The sequence below is a fragment of the Thiohalocapsa sp. genome (assembly GCF_022340605.1).
In the GTDB taxonomy this organism is placed as follows: Bacteria; Pseudomonadota; Gammaproteobacteria; order Chromatiales; family Chromatiaceae; genus Thiohalocapsa.
Map to the genome: position 1 here is coordinate 1 of NZ_JAJDNQ010000129.1, position 20,366 is coordinate 20,366.

The 20,366-nt window shown below is 69.4% G+C and carries 11 protein-coding genes; 6 read left to right on the forward strand and 5 right to left on the reverse strand.

What is annotated here, in order from left to right:
* Both LJE69_RS16210 and LJE69_RS16215 read right to left on the reverse strand, forming a co-directional pair.
* Nucleotides 1-194 (reverse strand): GTPase (locus tag LJE69_RS16210; protein ID WP_296927020.1); only part of this gene is annotated, 194 nt, incomplete at its 3' end.
* Nucleotides 194-2,386, reverse strand: a complete 2,193-nt coding sequence (locus LJE69_RS16215) for a DUF2868 domain-containing protein (protein WP_296927022.1) — start codon at nt 2,384-2,386, stop codon at nt 194-196. The genes LJE69_RS16215 and LJE69_RS16210, both read right to left, overlap by 1 nt.
* Nucleotides 2,387-2,649: 263 nt before the next feature.
* Here LJE69_RS16215 and LJE69_RS16220 point away from each other — a divergent pair, with 263 nt between their 5' ends.
* The 3 genes from LJE69_RS16220 (at nt 2,650) to LJE69_RS16230 (ending at nt 6,164) form a co-directional block, all read left to right on the forward strand.
* The gene (locus tag LJE69_RS16220) at nt 2,650-3,669 is read left to right on the forward strand and encodes a hypothetical protein (protein ID WP_296927024.1); all 1,020 of its coding nucleotides are present in this window, start codon (nt 2,650-2,652) and stop codon (nt 3,667-3,669) included.
* Nucleotides 3,666-4,895, forward strand: a complete 1,230-nt coding sequence (locus LJE69_RS16225) for an AMP-binding protein (RefSeq protein ID WP_296927026.1) — start codon at nt 3,666-3,668, stop codon at nt 4,893-4,895. Before LJE69_RS16220 ends, LJE69_RS16225 begins: the two co-directional genes overlap by 4 nt.
* A gap of 726 nt (nt 4,896-5,621) precedes the next feature.
* Nucleotides 5,622-6,164, forward strand: a complete 543-nt coding sequence (locus LJE69_RS16230) for a hypothetical protein (RefSeq protein WP_296927028.1) — start codon at nt 5,622-5,624, stop codon at nt 6,162-6,164.
* A 49-nt stretch (nt 6,165-6,213) separates the two neighbouring features.
* Here LJE69_RS16230 and LJE69_RS16235 read toward each other — a convergent pair whose 3' ends face one another.
* The 3 genes from LJE69_RS16235 to LJE69_RS16245 form a co-directional block, all read right to left on the reverse strand.
* Nucleotides 6,214-10,626 carry a chemotaxis protein CheB gene (locus LJE69_RS16235; RefSeq protein WP_296927031.1) on the reverse strand — a complete coding sequence of 1,471 codons (4,413 nt, stop codon included), beginning with the start codon at nt 10,624-10,626 and terminating at the stop codon, nt 6,214-6,216.
* A gap of 305 nt (nt 10,627-10,931) precedes the next feature.
* Nucleotides 10,932-14,243, reverse strand: coding sequence for an EAL domain-containing protein (locus LJE69_RS16240; protein WP_296927033.1), 3,312 nt, complete (start codon nt 14,241-14,243; stop codon nt 10,932-10,934).
* A gap of 31 nt (nt 14,244-14,274) precedes the next feature.
* Nucleotides 14,275-15,273 (reverse strand): NAD(P)-dependent oxidoreductase, encoded by a 999-nt coding sequence (locus tag LJE69_RS16245; protein WP_296927035.1) that lies wholly within the window; start codon nt 15,271-15,273, stop codon nt 14,275-14,277.
* A 715-nt stretch (nt 15,274-15,988) separates the two neighbouring features.
* Here LJE69_RS16245 and LJE69_RS16250 point away from each other — a divergent pair.
* The 3 genes from LJE69_RS16250 (at nt 15,989) to LJE69_RS16260 (ending at nt 20,160) form a co-directional block, all read left to right on the forward strand.
* Nucleotides 15,989-19,036 carry a ribonucleoside triphosphate reductase gene (locus LJE69_RS16250; RefSeq protein ID WP_296927037.1) on the forward strand — a complete coding sequence of 1,016 codons (3,048 nt, stop codon included), beginning with the start codon at nt 15,989-15,991 and terminating at the stop codon, nt 19,034-19,036.
* 190 nt (nt 19,037-19,226) lie between these two features.
* The gene (nrdD, locus tag LJE69_RS16255; protein WP_296927039.1) at nt 19,227-19,421 is read left to right on the forward strand and encodes an anaerobic ribonucleoside-triphosphate reductase; all 195 of its coding nucleotides are present in this window, start codon (nt 19,227-19,229) and stop codon (nt 19,419-19,421) included.
* Between the two features lie 25 nt (nt 19,422-19,446).
* Nucleotides 19,447-20,160, forward strand: a complete 714-nt coding sequence (locus tag LJE69_RS16260) for an anaerobic ribonucleoside-triphosphate reductase activating protein (RefSeq protein WP_296927041.1) — start codon at nt 19,447-19,449, stop codon at nt 20,158-20,160.
* Nucleotides 20,161-20,366 lie beyond the last annotated feature (206 nt).

Consider the following 20,366-nt stretch of genomic DNA (forward strand, 5'->3'; position numbering starts at 1 on the left):
TTGTCGATGGCGATGCGGTCGTTCTCGGTGAGCGTGGCCACCACCGACGACTTGCCGGCGTTCGGGTGGCCCATGATGGCCAGCACGGGGACGTTGTTGGCCGCCGCATCGCGGGCGGTGAGCTTGGCCGTTGCGTCGGCCTTGTGCGCAGCGCGCGGCTGGAGCGCCGTCGGCACGCGGCTTGCGGTTGGCATCAGTTTGCCTCCTCGGCGGGGCCCGCCAACATCTCGAGGCGCAGATAGGGGTCTCCAAGCTGTTCAAGCTTGCGCTGCCAGTCCTCGAAGTCAAACTCCGACAGCGGTGGCAGTCGGTCGTCGCCGTCCGGGTCGCCCACCAGCGCCACCAATACCTGCGCATGCTCGCCGGCGGCCGCGCGCACCATGCGCAGGAAGCGCAGCGTCTCGGTGATGGGCGGCTGTGAGCCATCCGCGAGCAGCGCCACGCGCGCCGGCGGCGCCTCCCAATGCGCCTGCTCGATCAGCTCCAGGGCGCCTTGGGCCATGGCACTGCCGCCGCCGTAAGTGGCCGAGGCCGCGACGCGCCAGCCGGAGTGCCCATGCAGCAGCCGTTGCAGGCGCTCGTGGTCGGTCTCCTCCAGCACGTCCGCCACGTCCACGTGCAGCAGCAGGATGCAGGCATCGGCATCGACGTGTTCGCCCCGGGTGGCGGCGAGCTTGGGCTTCGTTTCCGGCTTGGGCTCTGCTTTGGGCTCTGCTGTGGGTTCTGGCTTGGGCCGCGGCTTGGGCTGCGGCTTGGGCTGCGGCTGCGGCTGGGGCTGCGGCTGCGGCTGGGGCTGGGGCTGCGGCTCTGGTTGGGCCGTGATCTTCGCTGTCGGCGCCGGTGCCGCTTCGGCAGCCGGCTCAGGGGCCTGTGCCGCCGGCTGCTCGGGCGCGGCGGGTGGCGCGGTTGGCGTGGGCTCCGCTTTGACTTTCGGTTCGGGCTCGAGCTCCGGCGCCGCCGGTGGCTCGGTGCGCAGGGCGACCTCGGGCTCCGGCTCTGGTTCCGGTTCCCGTTCCGGCGCTGGCTTCGGCTGTGGCCGGGCCGCCTCCGGCGCCTCGGGCGCCACCACCGGCGGCGCGGGCTTGGGCACTGGGTTGGGCACTGGCTGGGGCACTGGCTGGGGCACTGGCTGGGGCACGGGCGGCGGCGCCCGTGGCTCCTCCCGCGGCGCTGCGCGTGGCGCGCTCAATGGTTTCAGCGGCGCCGGGATCGGCATCTCCGGCCCGTGCCCTGTTGCGCCCGCTGTCTCCAACTGCGGCGTGATCATGCGCGCGTAAAGCGCCTGCGTGCGCTGGTGGGTGAAGGGCAGGGCGGCCAGGGTGCGGCGCACGGTTCGCATGGACAGCAGCAGCAGCACCAGCCGCGGCAGCAGGCCGTACGTGAATACCGCGAGCACGAGGAACCAGCGCCAGGAGCGCAGGTCGTCGGCGCTCATGATGAACATCGGGTCCTTGAGGCTGATCCGGGTGCCCTCCACCTGCGCCAGCGTGGGCACGCCGGAGCCCTCGCCGAACAGCCACGACCAGGGCAGCGCGATGAAATGTGCGAGCGCGTGGATGGTGCCGGGCGAGACGTTCAGGGCGGAGCCCCAACCGAAGCCCAGGTCCGTGAACCACTCCAGCGCGATGGTGGCCACGATGGCGCCGATGTTGAAGCCGATGCCGAACAACTGCGCCGGGATCAACATGGGCAGGTAGGCCGCGGGGCCGTACAGCGAGAAGTGGCGGGTGATGAGCCCCTTGCGTGCCTTGGCCGCCTCGCGCACGTCCGGTGGCATGTGCGCCAGGCGTTGGCGTTGCACCCAGCGTGCCGCGCCGGTGAACAGGGGCTTCAGCAGGTGGCCCACCAGCGAGAGGTCCTGCACCGCCGCCTGCACGGCGCGCGTGCGCCGGCTGTACCAGGCGGTCGCCGTGCCCGCCAGCAACAGCACTTGCAGGATCACCAGCACGAACACGTACCAGGAGACGTTCACCGGCCGCTGCCCTTCGTATTGCAGCAGTGCGGCGGCAACGCCGATGCCGCTCAGGAAGCCGAGGATGCCGAGCCCCACCCCCACCAGGCGCTGCCCGCGCGCGAAGGCGGAGCCCGGCAGCAGCGCCTTCAGCGGCGGGTCCTCCGCGCCGCGGCGGATGCCGAGCCAGCGCCGCAATGATGCGCTGCGGTGGGCCGGTGTGTGCTCGGCGGCAGTGACGAGCGGGGCGATCTGCTCGCGATACAGGCGCCGGTCGCGCTCGGCAAGGCGCTTGCGCTCGGCAGGGTCGGCGCGCAGCTTCTCCTCGTCGTGGTCGACGTAGTAGTCGAAGTCCAACAAGTCCGGCAGCTTCCAGCGCTCGGTGTCGGGCTCCGCGATCGCAGTGTCCGGGGCGGTGCGGTAGGCGGGTTGCATGATGCTCGGCTGGCTCGCGCACGCCGGCGCGCGTTGGGTGATGAGGTTGGGCGCTGGGACCGAAGCGGACAGCGGCAGGCGTGCGCCTCGGTTAACACGGGCACGTTATACCGTGCATCTATGGCCGATCAAGGCCGCGGATCAAACGGGGGGCCCCTGGAAGCGCCGGATACGGCGGCATCTCCCCGGGGCGCCTGGGAGACGCGACAGCGCCGACGGGCGACAATAAAGCCGCTGCCAGCAGCCGGAGGTCTCAAGCCCAGATGCACGATCAGACCCGACCACGCAGCCGGCGCCGCCCCGCGGCACCCGAGCCGCTGCTGCGCGCGCTGGACGACGGCGCCGATGACGCGCTGCTGCGCCAGGCGCTCGCCCACGCCCATTATCGTCCGGTGGCGCGCGCCGCCGAGCTGGCCGCGGAGGGCCTGTACTACGCGCTGGAAGGCGCGCTGCGGGACGCCTTCCGGCGCTTCGCCGCGCGCGATCACAAGCACGACCCGGGCTGCATCGCCAAGGGTGCGCTCGCGCGTGCGCTGGTGGCCCTGGACTGCCTGGATGCCGGCTTCTATCGCGAGGGCATCGCGTTGCGCCAGCCCGAGCCGGTCTGGGGCGGTAGCGTCGACACCGCCGCCGACGTGCGTGCCAGTTGCGCCATGGGGCTTGCCGCCTCGGGCGCCCCGGACGCGCTGCTGGACCTGGTGGACCTGCTGTCGGACCCCGAGCACCGCGCCCGTATCGGCGCGGTGCGGGCCATCGGCTGCACCCAGCCGCTCGCCGCCGCGGCGGTACTGCGCACCAAGGCGCTGCTGGGGGACGTGGAGCCGGAGGTGGTCGGCGAGTGCTTCCGCGCGCTGCTGGCGCTGGACGCGGACGACTCGCCGCGCTTCATCGCCCGCTGGCTGGAGGTCGTGCCCGGTGCCGATGCGGTACTCGCCGAGCTGGCCGCCCTGGCGCTGGGCGAGTCGCGGCTGGACGCTGCCGTGGCGCTGCTGCGCGCGCGCTGGGAAACCGAGCCGCTGCGCCGCCCGGCGGACCGCGTGCTGCTGCGAGCCGCGGCCATGGCGCGCTCGCCGGCGGCCTTCGACTGGCTGCTTGGGCTCGCCGCCGAGGCCGACGCGGCCACCGCCGCGTGGGTGATCGAAGAGCTGGCGCCCTACCGGCACCATCGCAGGCTCGCCGACGACTTGCGCGCTCGGCTCGCGGAGCGCGGCGATGCCGATCTGCTGGCCGCCGTTGCCACCCGCTTCGGCGGGGCCGACGCCGGACGGGAGCAGGCACCATGAGCCTCACCACGAACATGTTCGCGCCCTGGTGGCGCCCGCGCTGGGTGCTGCCGGTGCTCGCGGATCTGATCACCTACGAGCTGCGCCGGCTGCGGCCCGCCGACCCGGCGCCGGACTTCGGCCTGCCGTCCCTGGTGGACAGCGACACGCCGGACGACGTCGACGTGGACCTCGACGCGTTGCTGGGGCTGGACTCCATCGAGCTCGTGGATATTGCCACCGCGGCCTGTGTGCGCTTCGGCCTGCACCGGCACGACCTGGACCGCCGCCTGCTGGCCGAGCGCCGGCTGCGGGTCTGGGCGGAGACCGTGGTGGAGGCGCGCCGGCACGACGACTGCGACATTACCTTCTTCACCTCCGGCTCCACCGGCCAGCCCAAGCGCTGCGCCCATCCGATGGACGCCCTGGTGCGTGAGAGCATGCACTGGGCATCGCAGTTTCGCGACCGGCGCCGGATCCTGCGGGCCGTGCCCTCCCACCACATCTATGGCTTCCTGTTCGCCTTGATGCTGCCGGCGCGGCTCGGCATCCCGGTGCTGGACGTCCGCGACGCCCTGCCGCCGGGCGTCCTCGCCCGCACCGAACCCGGCGATCTGCTCATCGGCCATCCGTGCTTCTTCGCCTTCGCCGCCGGCGACAGCGATGTCCGTGTGGCTGACGACGTGGTGGCCGTCACCTCCACTGGCCAGTGCCCCGCCTTCGTCTGGGATGCGCTGGCCGACGTCGGCGTCGCGCGGATGCTGGAGGTCTATGGCTCCAGCGAGTGCGCCGGCATCGGCAGCCGTTGGGCCGCGAGCGACCCCTTCGCGTTGCTGCCCTGGTGGGTGGTGGAGCCTGGGCGCGAGCGGCTGCTGCGCGCGGATGCCGAGGCTTGCATTGCCGCCGACCGCTGGGAGTGGGTGGACGGGCGGCGCTTCCGCGTGCACGGCCGCCTCGACGGCGCGGTCCAGGTGGCCGGCGAGAACGTCTTTCCGGGCCGGGTGCGCGACGTGCTGTTGGGCCACCCCGAGGTGGCCGATGCGGCCGTGCGGCCCACCGGCAGCGGCGTCTCGCTCAGGCTCAAGGCCTTCGTGGTGCCAGCGCAGCCCGACGCCGACCCGGCGGCGCTGCGCCTGGACCTCGTGCCCTGGCTCGCCGAGCGCCTGCGCCCGGCCGAGCGCCCGCGGCGCATCGACATCGGCCCGGTGCTGCCGCAGACCCCGGCCGGTAAGCCAGCGGACTGGTGAGGCGCCGCGCCGGCGTCGATCGCAACTCCGACCACAGCGGCGGCGCTGGCTCCCACGTAGCAGGTCTTGTGGGAGCGGCACTCTCGGTGCCGCGACCGGCGGCCAGGCAGAACGCTACGCCCTGAGTAACTTGCAAGCGGCAGGCAACGGCCCAGCCGCCGTCGCGCCACAAAAGGCAGTGGCGCTCCCACGCCGCCGCACTCATCGTCTACGGCCGACGCCGAAGTTTGAGTATGCTCGGTTCCTCGCCCATGCCAGTCCTGCTGCCAACCGGGGGTGGCCATTAGGCGGCGTCGCCCAGTTCATTGTCAGGTCGGAGCTTATGGAGATGTCGGTTTGCGCTAGGAATGAATGCCGGTGATGGCCCAATGATTCATACGGCGCGGCTCTGATAACGTAGCAGCGGTCGCGGGTGACTCTTGGGATGAGCGTGTAAGGGCGCTCGGGCGATTGCTGCCGAGATACTGCTTATTTGGCCGCCTGCGGTTATCTGGCCGCCCCCGGCCAAGAGGCAGGCGGAAACGGAAGCCACGGTCTCCCGCTTCGTGCATTTTTCGATGCGCCAACGGCGTCGAGAATCGCTGGGCACCGCTGTCCAGCGGCAAGCGCCGAATATTTCTGCGTTTCCCTAGCAAGTGCGGAGGACACACTATGTTGTGGAGCTCTCGACCAAATTCTTACAAAAAAACTCGGTTGTCCGCTGCCCGAGCCACCCGAGAAGAGCTGTTGAACGAGTACGCCAATGGCGCTGGCTATCATCGCGTGCTCGCTAGTCGTCTGGACCGACGCCCCGTGTCCACGTCGGTGCCGATCGTGCCGTGGCCCGACTGTCCGTTCGGTTGCGGCAAGCAGGCCGTCAATCGGACGCTCGGCAAGGCCGACGTGATCGTCATGACCCCGGACGCGCTCGGCACGAAGATCTTTTTCTATCGCCGCCGGCAGGGAGACATCCGGCTGCGGTTCGAGCTTCACCTCGACGAGACGGGCGTATTTTTTGCCCGACGCGTGTTCAGATACCTGACACCACAGAGCTGTGAAGCGATTGTCGGGTCAGTCGGTGACAAATATGTCGGCACGGCGGCGGGCTTCGATGACAAGAACGAGAAGGTAGTCAGCGAAGAAGGTGATGAGCTCATCATCACGTCGGCATCCGGTCTGGGACAGGTCACCGCTGAATACCTTCGGCCATCCAGCGCCTTCTTTACGATGATCAATAGCGCGCCGGACGAGACTGCGGGTCGAACGGGAATCTATGGCGACATCGTCTGACCGCGGGGCGTCCTGCCGAACTGCCGTTGGCTTGGCGCCGACAACCAGCTCATGCCTCGCTTAGCAGTGCCTTGAGCTGTTCCACCGTCGCCGGTTTTAGCAGATACCGATCGAAGCACGCCAGCTCCGATGGTTCAGTACTATTCTGACCGTAGCCGCTCAGCGCAACGATGCGCAATGCCTGCGAACCAGGGGACGCACGCAGCCGGCGAGCGATCTCGACGCCGCTCATGTCCGGGAGCCCGATGTCGAGGATCACCAGGGCCGGTCGGAACGCCTCGACGGCCTTCTCCACGGCGTTGCCACGGGTAACCAGCCGCACGTCTTGGCCGAGCCGCTCGAGCAGCGTGACGAGCGCCTCGCCGACGGCCGGATCATCGTCCGCAACCAGGACGCGCCGTCGGGCTATCTGTACCGGCGGATGCGCAGGCGCTGGCTCGATGTCTCGGGCGCCGTTGCCGCGCAGCAGCGGCAGTGTGAGCGTGAACTCGCTGCCGTGGCCGGGACCATCGCTATGCGCCTCCAGCGTGCCCTCATGCAACTCCGCCAGTTCTCGCGCCAGCGCCAGGCCGAGACCCAGGCCGCCATCCTGACGGCTCGTTGCTGCCTGGAGGCGGGTGAAGGGCTCGAACAGCCGCGGCAGATCCTCCGCGGCGATGCCTACGCCGTTATCCCGGACCCGCACCAGGACACGATCGCCGGCCAACTTGGCGCTGACGCCGATGCTGCTACCGTCGCCGGCATAGACCGCGGCGTTCACCAGCAGGTTGGTCAGGATCTGCGTCAGGCGCTCCCGGTCGCCCTCGACGGGCAATGGCTCCTCCGGGAGGTCGAGGTCCAGATGCTCGCCGCCGGCGTCGATGGCCGACTGGGCCTGTGCCAGCGCGTCGCGGATGCTCTCGGTCAAGTCTAGCGGGACCCGGCGCAGTTCCACTTGGCCGCGGCTGATGCGGTTCAGGTTCAGCAGGTCGTCCACCAGCCGGACCAGGTGCCGCACTTGGCGCTCGATGAGGTGGACGGCTTGCCGGATCTCGCCCTCCGAGGAGCCCCCCATCTCCAGCACCGCGACCGTGTTGCTGATGGCCGACAGCGGGTTGCGCAGCTCGTGGCCGAGCAGGGACAGGAACCGGTTCTTTTGCCGGTCGGCCTCGCGCAGGGCCTCTTCGGCCCGGCGGCGCGCGGAGATATCGTCGAAGGCGGCGATGGCTGCATCGATCTCGCCGTGCTCGTTGCACAGGGGGGCGGAGTTGACCGAAAGCGTGAACGAGCTGCCGTCTGCGCGATGAATGATCATCTCCTCGCCGTACACGGTCTCCCTGGCATGCAAAGAGCGCGAGACCGGCATCTCGTCGAGCGGATACGGTGTGCCATCGGGTCGCTGGGCGTGAACCGCCGCCGCATGGGTCGCTAGATCGACGCCAACGTAATCGCTCCCGTACAGGGCCAGCGCCCGTCGGTTCATGTACGAGAACCGGCGCGTGGCGGCATTGATCAGAACGACTGCGGCAGGCGTCGACTCCAATACCGTCTCCAGGCGGCGCTCACCGTCGCGTAGCGCCTGCTCCGCATCCTTGCGCCCGGTGATGTCCATGTTCATCCCAATCCACTTGAGCACCTTGCCCGCCGGGTTGCACGAGGGTGCTACACGCAGGTTGGTCCATCGCCACTGGCCATGCGGCGTACGCAGCCGGAGGTCGACGTTAAAGCTATGGCGCTCGGCCACGGCTTGACGCCACTGCGCCTCTGCATCTTCCCGGTCGTCGGGGTGGATCGCGTCCAACCAGCCACATCCCAGCCATTCCTGGAGGGTCTGGCCCGTGTAGGCCCGCCAGGACGGCGAGTCCGCCACCACGACGCCGTCGGCATCGGTCTCCCAGACCGCCTGGGCGGTCGCCGTCACCAGCACGCGGAAGCGCTCCTCGCTCTCACGCAGTGCCTGCTCGGCCTGCTTCTGGGCGGTGAAATCCACGAAGGTTGCGACCACACCGTCGATGTGGTGGTCGGCGGTCCGGTACGGGCGCAGGCGGGCGAGGTACCAACGGTCGTCGTCGGTCGTGACCTCGCGCTCCAACGGCGTCAGGTGGCGAAGCACGTTGGCGGCGTCGGCTTCCAGCGCGTCATAGTCGAGGCGCCGATTCAGGTCCCTGATGGGGCGCTCCTGATCGCTGGACTTGATGCTGAAGAGGTCGGCGACCTGCGGCGTGAAGCGCTTGATGCAAAGCTCGCGGTCCAGGAACAGCGTCGGGATCTCGGTGGCCGTCATCAAGTTCTCGAGATCGTTGTGGGCGCGCGAGACCTCCTCCAGCTTGTTCTTGAGCTCGCCGTTGACCGTGTTCAGCTCTTCGTTGATGCTCTGCAGCTCCTCCTTGCTGGTCTCCAGTTCCTCGGCGGTGGAGCGATACTCCTCGTTCAGGGACTGCAGTTCCTCATTGGCCGCCCGCAGCTCCTCGTTGCCGGCCTCGAACTCCTCGCGGGCGGTATGCAGCCGTGTCCGTGTGCTGCGCAGCTCTTCTTTCAGCCGACGCGCCAGGAGAGTTGACGCATCGGTCTCCTCGCGCACCAGGTCGGCCGGTGGCGTCGCCTCTCCGGCTTCGAGGAACACGATCAGTGCGAGGCGCTCCTGACCGTCGCGGGCGGGGCGGGGCTGCACCAGCACGGCCACGGAACGCGGCGTGCCGTTGAACTGCACGGGCACGAATCCAGAGAGGCTGGCCTCGCCCTTGTCGAAGGCGGCATACAGGGCCGCGCTCAGCTCGGCCTGGAGCTCCCGGCGCACCAACAAGGTGACGTCCTGCGTCGGCGCGCCCTCCGGTGGCTGCAGATAGCGCCCGGCAGTTTCCGACAGATGGACCGCGTTACGCTGGCCGTCCACCAGGACGCTCGGGGGCCCCAGCTCCTCGAGCAGGGTTCGATGAACGCCGGAGCGAGTCTGCGGCTTGTGCCCCCCCCGCCCTGGTTCCGCAAGCTGTTGGGCTGGCGGCGGGGGCGTCGTCAACATGTCCGGCAGCAAGGGCAGCGCGCGCCCCGAGATTTCCCGCGCCTGGTAGATGTGGTGCTGTTTGTCGATGACGCGGAAATACTCCCCTTCCGCATGCTCCGAGATGCCGAGGAACAGATAGCCGCCGGGCCGCAGCGCGTAGCGCAGGATGCCGAACACCTGCGTCTGCAGCTCCCGGTCGAGATAGATCAACAGGTTGCGACATGAGATCAGGTCCTGCCGCGCGAAGGGTGGATCGCGCATCAGGCTGTGCCGGGCGAACAGGATCAGGTCGCGCAGAGTGCCGTCGACGTGGTACAGATCGTCGTCGCGGATGAAGAAGCGGCTCAGGCGCTGGGCGGTGACATCCGCCTCGATGGCAACGCCATAGATGCCTTCGCGGGCGACGGCCAGCGCACGCTCGTCGAGATCGCTGGCGAAGACCTGGATCTCCGGCGGAGTGGGCCGGCGCCCGGCTTCCTCCAGCAGCAGCATCGCCAGGCTGTAAGCTTCTTCGCCCGTGGCACAGCCCGGCACCCAGACCCGCAGCGGACTTTCCGGCGCCCTGGCGTCGAAGAGCTTCGGGATGACCCGCCGGCGCAGCGCGTCCCAGGCCGGCGCATCGCGGAAGAAGGCCGTAACCGAGATGAGCAGGTCCTGAAACAGCCCCTGCGCCTCTTCGGGAGTCTCCTTCAGGAAGGCGAGATACTGCTCCAGCGTTTCCAGCCGGTGCACCTGCATCCGACGCGCGACGCGCCGCAGCACCGTGCTGCGCTTGTAGTGGGAAAAGTCATGCCCGGTGCGGACGTTCAGATAGCTGATGATGCGCCCGAGCACGGCCTGCTCATCGCTCTCGAGCGCCTCGGGGACGGCCAGACGCGTTTGGATGATCTCGCGGCCCTGGATCAAGTCGCAGAGCCGCGTCGCCAGCTCGCGCGCCGGTAGCACCAGATCGGCGATACCTGTCGCGATAGCCGCCCGCGGCATGCTGTCGAAGCCGGCCTCGGCCGGGTCCTGCACGAGGATGATGCCGCCGTGCTCCTTGACCGCCTTGACGCCGACGGCGCCATCGGAGCCGCCGCCGGAGAGGATGATGGCGAAGCCGTTGCCGCGGCGCTCGGCCAGGGAGCGGAACAGCAGGTCCACCGCCGCGCGGCGCTCCAGCGGCGTGCCGAACGGCGTCGCGCTGACTTCGCTGTCCGTGAGCTCCAATTGCCGGTTCGGCGGGATCACGTAGACGTGGTTCCGCTCCAGGGGCACGCGCTCGCTCACTTCGGTCGTGGGCATGCATGTTTGGCGCCCCAGGATCGCGGCAAGCTCGCTGTGATGCGCGGGCGCAAGGTGCATGACGACGACGAAGGCCGCGCCGGGCGCATCCGGCAGCGCTGAGAAGAAGGTGCTCAGCGCCTCCAGGCCGCCCGCGGAGGCACCGATGGCGACAATGGGCGTCGTCTCTGCGGGAGATTCGTCTGTCTTCGGTGGCATCGATTATCGCGTGTTCGGCGGATGACCTCGTGGGGCGGACGAACGCTTGGCGGGCGGATCGCCGTTGCGCAAGGATATGGGCGACGGCCCGCCGCATACCACGCAGAGGTTAGTCAATCGCCGCCATTGTGACTAAGCCCCTTTTGAACTCGGTGTTGTGGCGGCGATCCGGCGGCATCTGCTGCTCGGCGTAACGCGCTGACGAGGCGCGGGAGAGGCCGCTTCCGCGGCAGTTCTTGCGTCCCGCGCCGGGCATCCGCGGGCGGGCGGTTCTCGCAGTGGATGCTTTCGGCGTGGCGGGATGATCAGCCCGCGCCCGCGGGCCGCCACTGGCCGTGCAGGGCCTGCTCTGGCGGCAGCGGCTCGGACCACAGGTAGCCCTGGCCCCAATCGCAGCCGAGTCGGCGCAGGGTCGCAAGCTCGTCGACGCGCTCGACACCCTCAGCGACGACGATCTTGCCCAACGAATGGGCCATGGCCACCATGCCGGCCACCAGGCGGCGGTCGCGCTCGGCGGTGACGCCGCGGATGAAGGCGCGGTCGATTTTGAAGGTGTCGATGGCGAGCTCGCGCAGGTGCGCCATGGAGCTGAAGCCGCTGCCGAAGTCGTCGAGCGCGATGCGCACGCCGCCCTCGGCGAGCTGGCGCAGGGACTCCTCCACGCTCGGCGTGACGCGCATGAACACCGCTTCCGCCACCTCCAGCTCCAGGCGCGCCGGTGCGACGCCGGCCTCGGCGAGGTCGTCCAGCAGGGAGCGGGCGAACCAGCGCGCCTCCAGGTCGGCCGCGGCAACGTTGGCGGACAGCACGGGGCCGGTGTCGCCGTCGCCCGGTTGCGCACGCAGCAGCGCCACCGTGCGGCGCAGCACGCTGGTGGTGACGGCGCGTATCAAGCCGTTTTGCTGGGCCGCGTCGATGAAGTCCAGAGGCTGCAGCAGCCGGCCGTCGGCGGTGCGCCAGCGCGCCAGCACCTCGTAGCGGGGTGTGCCGCCGGCGGCGGTGATGGGCACCTGCGGCTGCAGCAGGATCTCCACGGCCGCCTCCGGCGTGCGGCCGAGCACCTCGCGCGCGACCTCCAGGCGCGCCAGCGCGCGCTGCTGCAAGCCGCTGTCGAAGGCGCGTACGCGGTTGCGCCCCGCGCCCTTGGCCTGGTAGAGCGCCATGTCGGCCTGCTTGAGCAGCTCGGTGCCGGCGGAGCCGCCGTGGCCCAGCGTGATGCCCATGGATACGGTCACCGCAAAGCGGTCCTCCCCGACGATGATGGGTTTGCGGAAGCTCTCGACGATGCGCTCCGGCATGGCGTCCAGGGCGTCCTCGTGGCCGGAGGGGAGCAGCACGGCGAACTCGTCGCCGCCGAGCCGCGCCACCACGGCCCCGTCCGGCAGCGCGGCGACGATGCGCTTGGCGGCGGCGACGAGCAGGACGTCGCCCTTGTCGTGGCCCAGGGTGTCGTTAATGGTCTTGAAGTGGTCGATGTCCAACAGCCCGACGCCGAACACGGCGCCGGTGGCGGCGGCCTGGTCGATGGTGGCCGCGAGCAGTTGGCGAAAGCGTTCGCGGTTGGACAGGCCGGTGAGGCCGTCGCGCAGGGCCAGCACCTCGAAGTGCGTGGCGCTGGCGACGATGACTTCCTGGGTCAGGCTGCGCAGGGCCTCGGCGGTGCCGAGTTCCACCGCGCTCCAGGGGCGCGCGTGGTGGGTGCGCCGCTCAGTCCAGACCCGCTGCGTGGGGTCCGCCGCCGGCTCGGTGCTCAGGATGAATCCCGGCAGACCCGCCGGGTCCGAACCCCAGCGCACCGTGTAGGGGCTGCGCCCGCGCCCGAACAGCATGACGTATTCCTCGGCCGGGCCGATGAACACGGCGATGACGCCGGCGAGCCGCTCCGCGTAGCCCGCCGCCGGCTCCAGCTCGCCGGACAGGCAATCGGTGCTCCAGACGCCGCCGCCGCGCCCGCGCAGGAAGCGCAGCAGTACCTGCTGCTCTGCCGCGGTGAGCCGCGGCCCGCCGTCGTCCACCAGCGGCAGGTCGCGGTGGAAGATCTGCATGGAGTCCGCACCCAGCAGCCCGCGCAGCAGCGCCTCGTTGCCGAGGAAGCCCTGGGGGAAGGGCTTGCGCACGTCGATGCGGCCGATGATCCCGTTGATGGCCGCCATGCCCTGCTCACGGGCGTTGAGCCGGGCGCGCTCGTCCAGCAGCGCGACGCGGGCCGACGCCAGGGTGATCAGCTCCACGAGGCGCCGGCGCAGCGCGAAAGTCACCGGATGGGGGCGGCGGTGATGGCAGGTGACGAGCCCCCACAGGTGGCCATCGCAGACGATGGACAGGGTCAGGCTACCGTTGACGCCGAAGCGCTCCAGGTAGGCGCGGTGCAGCGGCGATGGGGTGCGCAGCTGCGCGGCGCCGATGTCGATGGCGCCGGGGTCTGCATCGTGGGCGAGGAGCGGCACCTCGATGTGGTCGCGGCTCGGCGCGTAGCGCAGCGGCACCTCCGCGTAGAGCGCACGCGCCTGGCGCGGAATGTCCTCGGCCGGGTAGCGCAGGCCGAGCACCGAGGGCAGCGTCCCGGGCGCCAGGTCCTCGGCGATGACGATGCCGTCGCAGTTGGGCTCGAAGCGATAGGCCAGCACCCGCTCGAAGCGGCTCAGGTGGCGCACCACCTGCACGGTACGCTCGCACACCGCCTCGACATCGGCGAGCCGCGACAGCTCCAGCCCGAAGGCGGCGAAGTCGAAGCCGGCGAAGCGCACGTCGCGACCCATGGCCGCGTGCGGCTCGAGTTCGAGCAGCAGGTGCTTGCGCCAAGGCGTGAGCCGCAGGTCCAGCGCCAAGTCCGCCGCGTGCAGGTCCGAGCGCCGGGGCTGCGGTGGGGCACGGAAGACGTTCGGGCAAAACTCCAGCCGGTTTGTCCGCCTGGCCGCCAGGCAGGCGCAGAGCCCGCCGTCGCCCGCCGGCAGCAGCTCTTCTACCTTTGCGCCGAGCACGGCCTCCGGCGCTTGGCCCAGCAAGCGCTCGGTGTTGGCCCCGGCGGCGATGACCCTGTCGGTGCTCGGGTCCAGCACCAGCAGGCAGCCGTAAGGCTGCAGGCTGGCGCAGTGCCTGATGGGCTCGGCGTCGCACTGCGAGAAGTCCACCGACATGGCCCGCAGTGGCGTGCCGCCGCTATCGGTGGTCTGGTACTTGCGTTCCAGCAGCGCGCGGGCGGCGTCGGCGTCCCGCGGTGGCAGGTGCTCCAGCGGCCGCACCAGGATCCAGTACTCGCCCGGCTTGTCAGCCTCGCGCATGGCGATATGGACGCGCACCGGGTGCATATCGAAATCGAACACGAAGTCAAATACGCAATTGAGCGAGCCCTGCAGCACACCGCGGCGGAAGCGGCCGTAGAACTCTGGCACCGCGGTGCAGGGGGCCACGTCGCGGAAAAAATTGCGGCCCAGGACACGCTGCGGCTCGCGGCCGGTGATAGTGCCCTCGGTGCGGCTGTAGAAGAGGATGCCGCCGTCCGCGTCCACGCGAATGGCGCCCACTGGTAGCCGGTCCAGCTCCGCTTCGGTGAGCGAATCCAGCGCGGCGGGCGCGTGGACGTCCACCTCGAGGCGCGGTATATCCGGTGCGGCCATGGCTGAGCTCCCCTGCCCGGCGCCCGTGTCGTCAGACCTGCTCACCGCCGCGGCCGTTGAGGCGGCGCTGGACCAGGTGCAGGGCGGCGGAGTCCAGCTCGCCTCCGCCTTCACCGCCGCCCACCAGCGCATTCAGTAGTTGCGCGACCAGCGCGGCGCCGGGCAGGCCGAGCCCCAGCGCGTGGGCGGTCTCCTGGACGATGCGCATGTCTTTCTGGTGCAGGGCGGCCTTGAAGCCAGGTTGGTAGTCGCCCGCCAGCATGCGCTGGCCGTGCACCTCCAGGATGCGGCTGCCGGCGAAGCCGCCGAGCAGTGCCTCGCGTACCCGGGCGCCGTCCACGCCCGCCGCCTCCGCCAGCAGCAGCGCCTCGCCGACGCCGGCGATGGTCTGACCGACGACGATCTGGTTGCACGCCTTGCACACCTGGCCGGCGCCGCTGTCGCCGATGTGCACGATGTTGCGCCCCAGAACCTCCAACAGTGGCTTCACCCGCGCGAAGGCCGCGGCCGGCCCGCCTACCATGATGGACAGGGTGCCGTCGCGGGCACCGATGTCGCCGCCGGAGACGGGGGCATCGAGCATGCTCACGCCCGCCGCGGCGAGCCTGGCCGCGATGCGCCGGGTGGCGATGGGCGAGATGGTGCTCATGTCCACGACGACGCAGCCGGGGGCGGCGCCGGCGATCACGGCCTGGGCGGCGGTGTCGTGCGTGGGTCCGGTGCCACTCCCGGTGGCGTTCTGGTTGCCGTTCTGGGTGCCGCCTAAGGCGCTGCCGCCACTGTCGGTCCCGCTGGCGCCGAGAATGACCTCCTCGACGTCGGCGGTATCGCCGAGCATCGTGAAGACGATGTCCGCCTCTCTGGCGACGGCCGCCGGGCTGTCACACGCATGGGCGCCGGCGTCGGTGAGCGGTGTCAGGGCCTCGGCGCGGCGCGCGTAGACGGCGAGCTCATGCCCTGCCGCGCGCAGGTTCAGCGCCATTGGCCGGCCCATGATGCCGAGGCCGATGAAGCCGATGCGTTCTGCCATCTGGTTTCTCTCTCCCGCGGGTCTGTACCGCCGCATTGTGGCTCGCGCCGCGCCGCCGCGCCGCCGGTGGGCTGTCGCGTGGAAGGGCGCAGAGATTGGGCAAGTATTGCTCGCAACGCCGAAAGCGAGCGGGTCGTAGGTCGGGTTAGCGATAGCGTAACCCGACAATCAACGGCTTACCGGCATCCAGCGTCGGGTTACGCGGCGCTAACCGGACCTACACCGAATACTCGCCCGGTCTCGCGGCCCAATCCATCTGTCACACGCGGGCCGAGCGCTGCGCCGGTTGCACTGCGTGTCACTCGTGCACGCGCCGGGCGGTTTCCCGCAACCCGCGCTGTTCGACTGCTTGGTGCCGGCAGTCGTCGCCCGGATTTTGCCTCATGGCCGCGACAGTTTACGCCCCATGCGCATGTGGGGCGCGGTGTCTGCGGTCGCGGCCGGGCACAAGCCAAATGCGGCCCACACGCCCATCCATCCATACCGCCACAGGTGTCCGGCAGCCACCGACAGGGCATTGGACCGTTCGTCGGCGCAGGGTCCTGCGCCGCGCTCGCCGGCCGCCGCCAAGTCTTTGAAAAGCGTCGGGGCAGGGGGCAGGCACTGACCGGAGGGAAGCTTTTTTGTCCCAGGGGGACTTTCCCAAGATCTAGCGATCTCTATAATCGCTGCCACAATATGTAGTGCAGAGAGCGCGAAGCAGGAGGACAGGCGGATGGGTACAGAGGCAAAGGCGTTGGCGGTGCTGCCGACCCGGATATGCAAGCGCGACGGGGCCGAGATGGCCTTCGACGCGGGCAAGATCGAGTCCGCCATCCTGCGCGCGGGGCGGGCCACCGGCGAGTTCGACGAGCTGGAGGCCAAGCTGCTGACGGCGCAGGTGGTCAAGGTGCTGGCGCATCGCTACGGACGCATGGGCGCGGACGCTTCGGGAGAGCCCCGTATCCCCGACATCGAGGGCATCCAGGACGTTGTCGAGCAGACGCTCATCGCCGCCAACCACTTCGAGACCGCCCGCTCCTACATCGTCTACCGCGAGCAGCGGGCCAAGCTGCGCGCCGACCGCCGCACCCTGGTGGACGTGTCGAGCTCCATCAACGAGTACCTGGACCGCTCCGACTGGCGCGTGTCGGCCAACGCCAACCAGGGCTACTCGCTGGGCGGGCTGATCCTGAACACCTCCGGCAAGATGATCGCCAACTACTGGTTGAGCCACGTCTACCCGCCGCAGGTGGGCGAGGCGCACCGCAATGGCGACCTGCACATCCACGACCTGGACATGCTCGCCGGCTACTGCGCCGGCTGGTCGCTGCGCACCCTGCTCACCGAGGGCCTGAACGGCGTGCCGGGCAAGGTGGAGGCGGCGCCGCCCAAGCACATGTCGAGCGCCATCGGGCAGATCGTCAACTTCCTGGGCACGCTGCAGAACGAGTGGGCCGGCGCGCAGGCGTTCTCCAGCTTCGACACCTACATGGCGCCGTTCGTGCGCGTGGACGGGCTCGACTACCCGAGAGTCAAGCAGTACATCCAGGAGCTCATCTACAACCTCAACGTGCCGAGCCGCTGGGGTTGCCAATGCGTCGATGCCGAGACCGAGTGTCTGACGGAGCATGGCTGGAAGCGCTATGACCAAATCGGCGAGGGCGAGCGCATCGCCACCTTCGACTGGCGCAAGAACCGGCTGGAATACCTGGAGCCGCTCGCGATCACCGCCTACGACTTCGACGGCGACATGTACGTGCTCCGCAACCGCACCCAGGAGCAGTGGGTCACGCCGCGCCACAAGGTCGTGCGAAAGGTCTTCAACTCCGAAGACTGCTGGGTGCTGGAAGACATCGAAGACGTTGCCCAGCTCAAGTCGCCGGTGATCGTGCCCAATGCATGGGAGACGGCCTCGGATATCGAGGTGGACGACAAGGTGGTGATGCTGCTGGCCTGGGTCGTCGCCGAGGGCAACATCGATCTGCACGCCGGCCGGCGCCGTGTCAGTGTTTGGCAGTCCACTGGCAACCGCGAGCATGCCGCCGAGATCGAATGGCTGCTGACGGAGCTGGGTCTCACCTGGCATGAGCGGCTGCAGACCGGGACCTATGCGAATCAACCCGTCTGCCGGTATTGCTTGAACGCCGAGGGCAGCGAGCTGGTGCTGCGCCACCTGGAGCGCAAGTGCGTTCCGCCGTTGATCCGGACGTTGTCGGCGCGTCAGATCCGGTTGTTCTTGGACACCTACGTCAAGGGCGACGGCAGTGTCGAGCCGAGCGGGCGCGTGCGTATCTATACGAAGGACGCTGAGAACCTTGACGCACTCCAGGAGCTGTGCTCGCTCGCGGGCTATGGCAGCACGGTTTACACGCGCAAGGACTCCGGCGTCCACGTACTGAACATCGTCCGCAATCGCGAGACCTATATCCAGCTCATCGAGCGCAAGCCCTACCGGGGCAAGGTGTGGTGCCCGACTACGCGCAACGGCACCTTCGTCGCCCGCCGTCGGGGCAAGACCTTCATCACCGGCAACACCCCCTTCACCAACCTCACCTTCGACTGGGTCTGCCCGGAGGACCTGTGCGAGCAGGTGCCCGTGATCGGCGGCCAGGAGCAAGCCTTCACCTACGGCGAGCTCCAGGCCGAAATGGACATGATCAACCGCGCCTATATCGAGGTGATGACGGAGGGCGACGCCAAGGGCCGGATCTTCACCTTCCCGATCCCGACCTACAACATCACGCCGGACTTCCCCTGGGAGAGCGAGAACGCGGAGCTGCTGTTCGCGATGACGGCCAAGTACGGGCTGCCGTACTTCCAGAACTTCGTCAACTCCGAGCTCTCGCCCAACATGGTGCGCAGCATGTGCTGCCGCTTGCAGCTCGACCTGCGCGAGCTGCTGGCCCGCGGCAACGGGCTGTTCGGCTCCGCGGAGCAGACCGGCTCGCTGGGTGTCGTCACCATCAACTGCGCGCGGCTCGGCTACAACCACGCGGGCGACGAGGCAGGTCTGCTGAAGCGCGTGGACGAGCTGATGGAGCTGGCGCGCAAGAGCCTGGAGCTCAAGCGCAAGGTGATCCAGCGGCACATGGACGCCGGCTTGTTCCCCTACACCAAGCGCTACCTGGGCACCCTGCGCAACCACTTCAGCACCATCGGCGTGAACGGCATCAACGAGATGATCCGCAACTTCACCGATGACGCCGAGGACATCACCACCGAGTGGGGCCATGCCTTCGCGGCGCGGCTGCTGGACCACGTGCGCGCGCGGATGGTGCAGTTCCAGGAAGAGACCGGGCACATGTACAACCTGGAGGCGACGCCGGCGGAGGGCACCACCTACCGCTTCGCCCGCGAGGACAAGAAGCGCTGGCCGGCCATCATCCAGGCCGGCAGCGACGAGGCGCCGTACTACACCAACTCGTCCCAGCTGCCGGTGGGCTACACCGACGACGCCTTCGAGGCGCTCGGCATGCAGCAGGACCTCCAGTCCAAGTACACCGGCGGCACCGTGCTGCACCTGTACATGGGCGAGCAGGTGAGCTCCACCGAGACCTGCAAGCGCCTCGTGCGCCGGGCGCTCACCAACTTCCGGCAGCCCTACATCACCGTCACGCCGGTGTTCTCCATCTGCCCGCACCACGGCTACATCGCCGGCGAGCACGAGTTCTGCCCGAAGTGCGACGCGGAGCTGGCGGCGAAGAAGCTCGAGCAGAAGGCCAAGGGCCAAGAGGAAGCGCCGATTGCCGCGGACCGAGCGTCGCGGGCGGAGGCCGGGTGAGCGGTATGCGCCTCGTAAGGCCATCGGGCGCGGCGGTCACCGCATGCGCGGCCGGCGCGGGCGCTGCCCGGCCCTTGGCCCCCGGTGCTTGGCCCCCTGTCCTTGGCCCCTTGTCCTTGGCCCTGGCAGACGAAACGCCCTGACGAAACGACGACTATCTGAGTACCTGCGACCGAAGAGGAGAGAAACGATGAATATCCAAGGCATCGAAATCCACGACGAAGAGCGCACCCGCTGCGAAGTCTGGACCCGCGTCATGGGCTACCACCGGCCGGTGAGCGCGTTCAACGCCGGCAAGCAGTCCGAGCACCGCGACCGGGTCTGCTTCAGCGAGCACCCGGCCGGTGTGCACGCCGAGCGCGGGCAGCAGGCCGAGGCTGCCTAAGGGATCGATCCCGGAGGGGCGGCCCATGGCATCGCAATCAGCGAATGCAGACGCGCTGCGTATCGGCGGCCTGACGCCGCTCACCAGCGTCGACTATCCGGGCGAGCTGGCTGCGGTGGTTTACTGCCGCGGCTGTCCCTGGCGCTGCTCCTACTGCCACAACGCCGACCTCCAGGACCCGCACGGGCCGTCCGAGCCCGCCTGGACCGAGGTCATGGCCTTCCTGGAGCGCCGCCGCGGCCTGCTCGACGCCGTCGTCTTCAGCGGTGGCGAGCCCACGGCGCAGCAGGCGCTGGCCGCCGCCATGGCCGAGGTGCGCGGGCTCGGCTTCAAGGTCGGCCTGCACACGGGCGGGCCGTATCCGGAGCGGCTCCGGCAGCTCCTGCCGCTGCTGGACTGGGTGGGCCTCGACATCAAGGCCCTGCCCGAGGACTACCCGCGCGTTACCGACGTCCCTGGCTCCGGCGAGCGCGCCTGGCAGAGCCTGCGCCTGCTGCTCGATGCCGGCGCCGCGCTCGAGGTCCGCACCACGCCCATGCCGGGGCTCGACGGCACCGCCTACCTGGATACGCTGACCGCCCGACTCGCCGCCGCCGGCGTACATCGCTACGCCCTGCAACAGTGCCGCCCCGTCGGCGCGCCCGCCGACCTCCCCGCACCCCGCCACCTCGCCGACGACGACGCGGCGGTGGCACTCGCCCGCCGCCGCTTTCCCCATTTCACGCTCCGCGCGGCCTGAGCGCGGCGCATACTCGCCATACTGCATATCTTGGGCGGGTGGCGATCACAACTCCGACCAGGGTGGCGGGGCTGGCTCCCACGCTCCACAGGGCGGTTTGCGCCGAAGACTCATAGACGGGTAAGAGTTTCCGGTCACTGGATCGACACCATTTGGGATTGCGATCCGTCAGCACGCAGCTCCAGCGCGGCACTCCGGGAGACGAC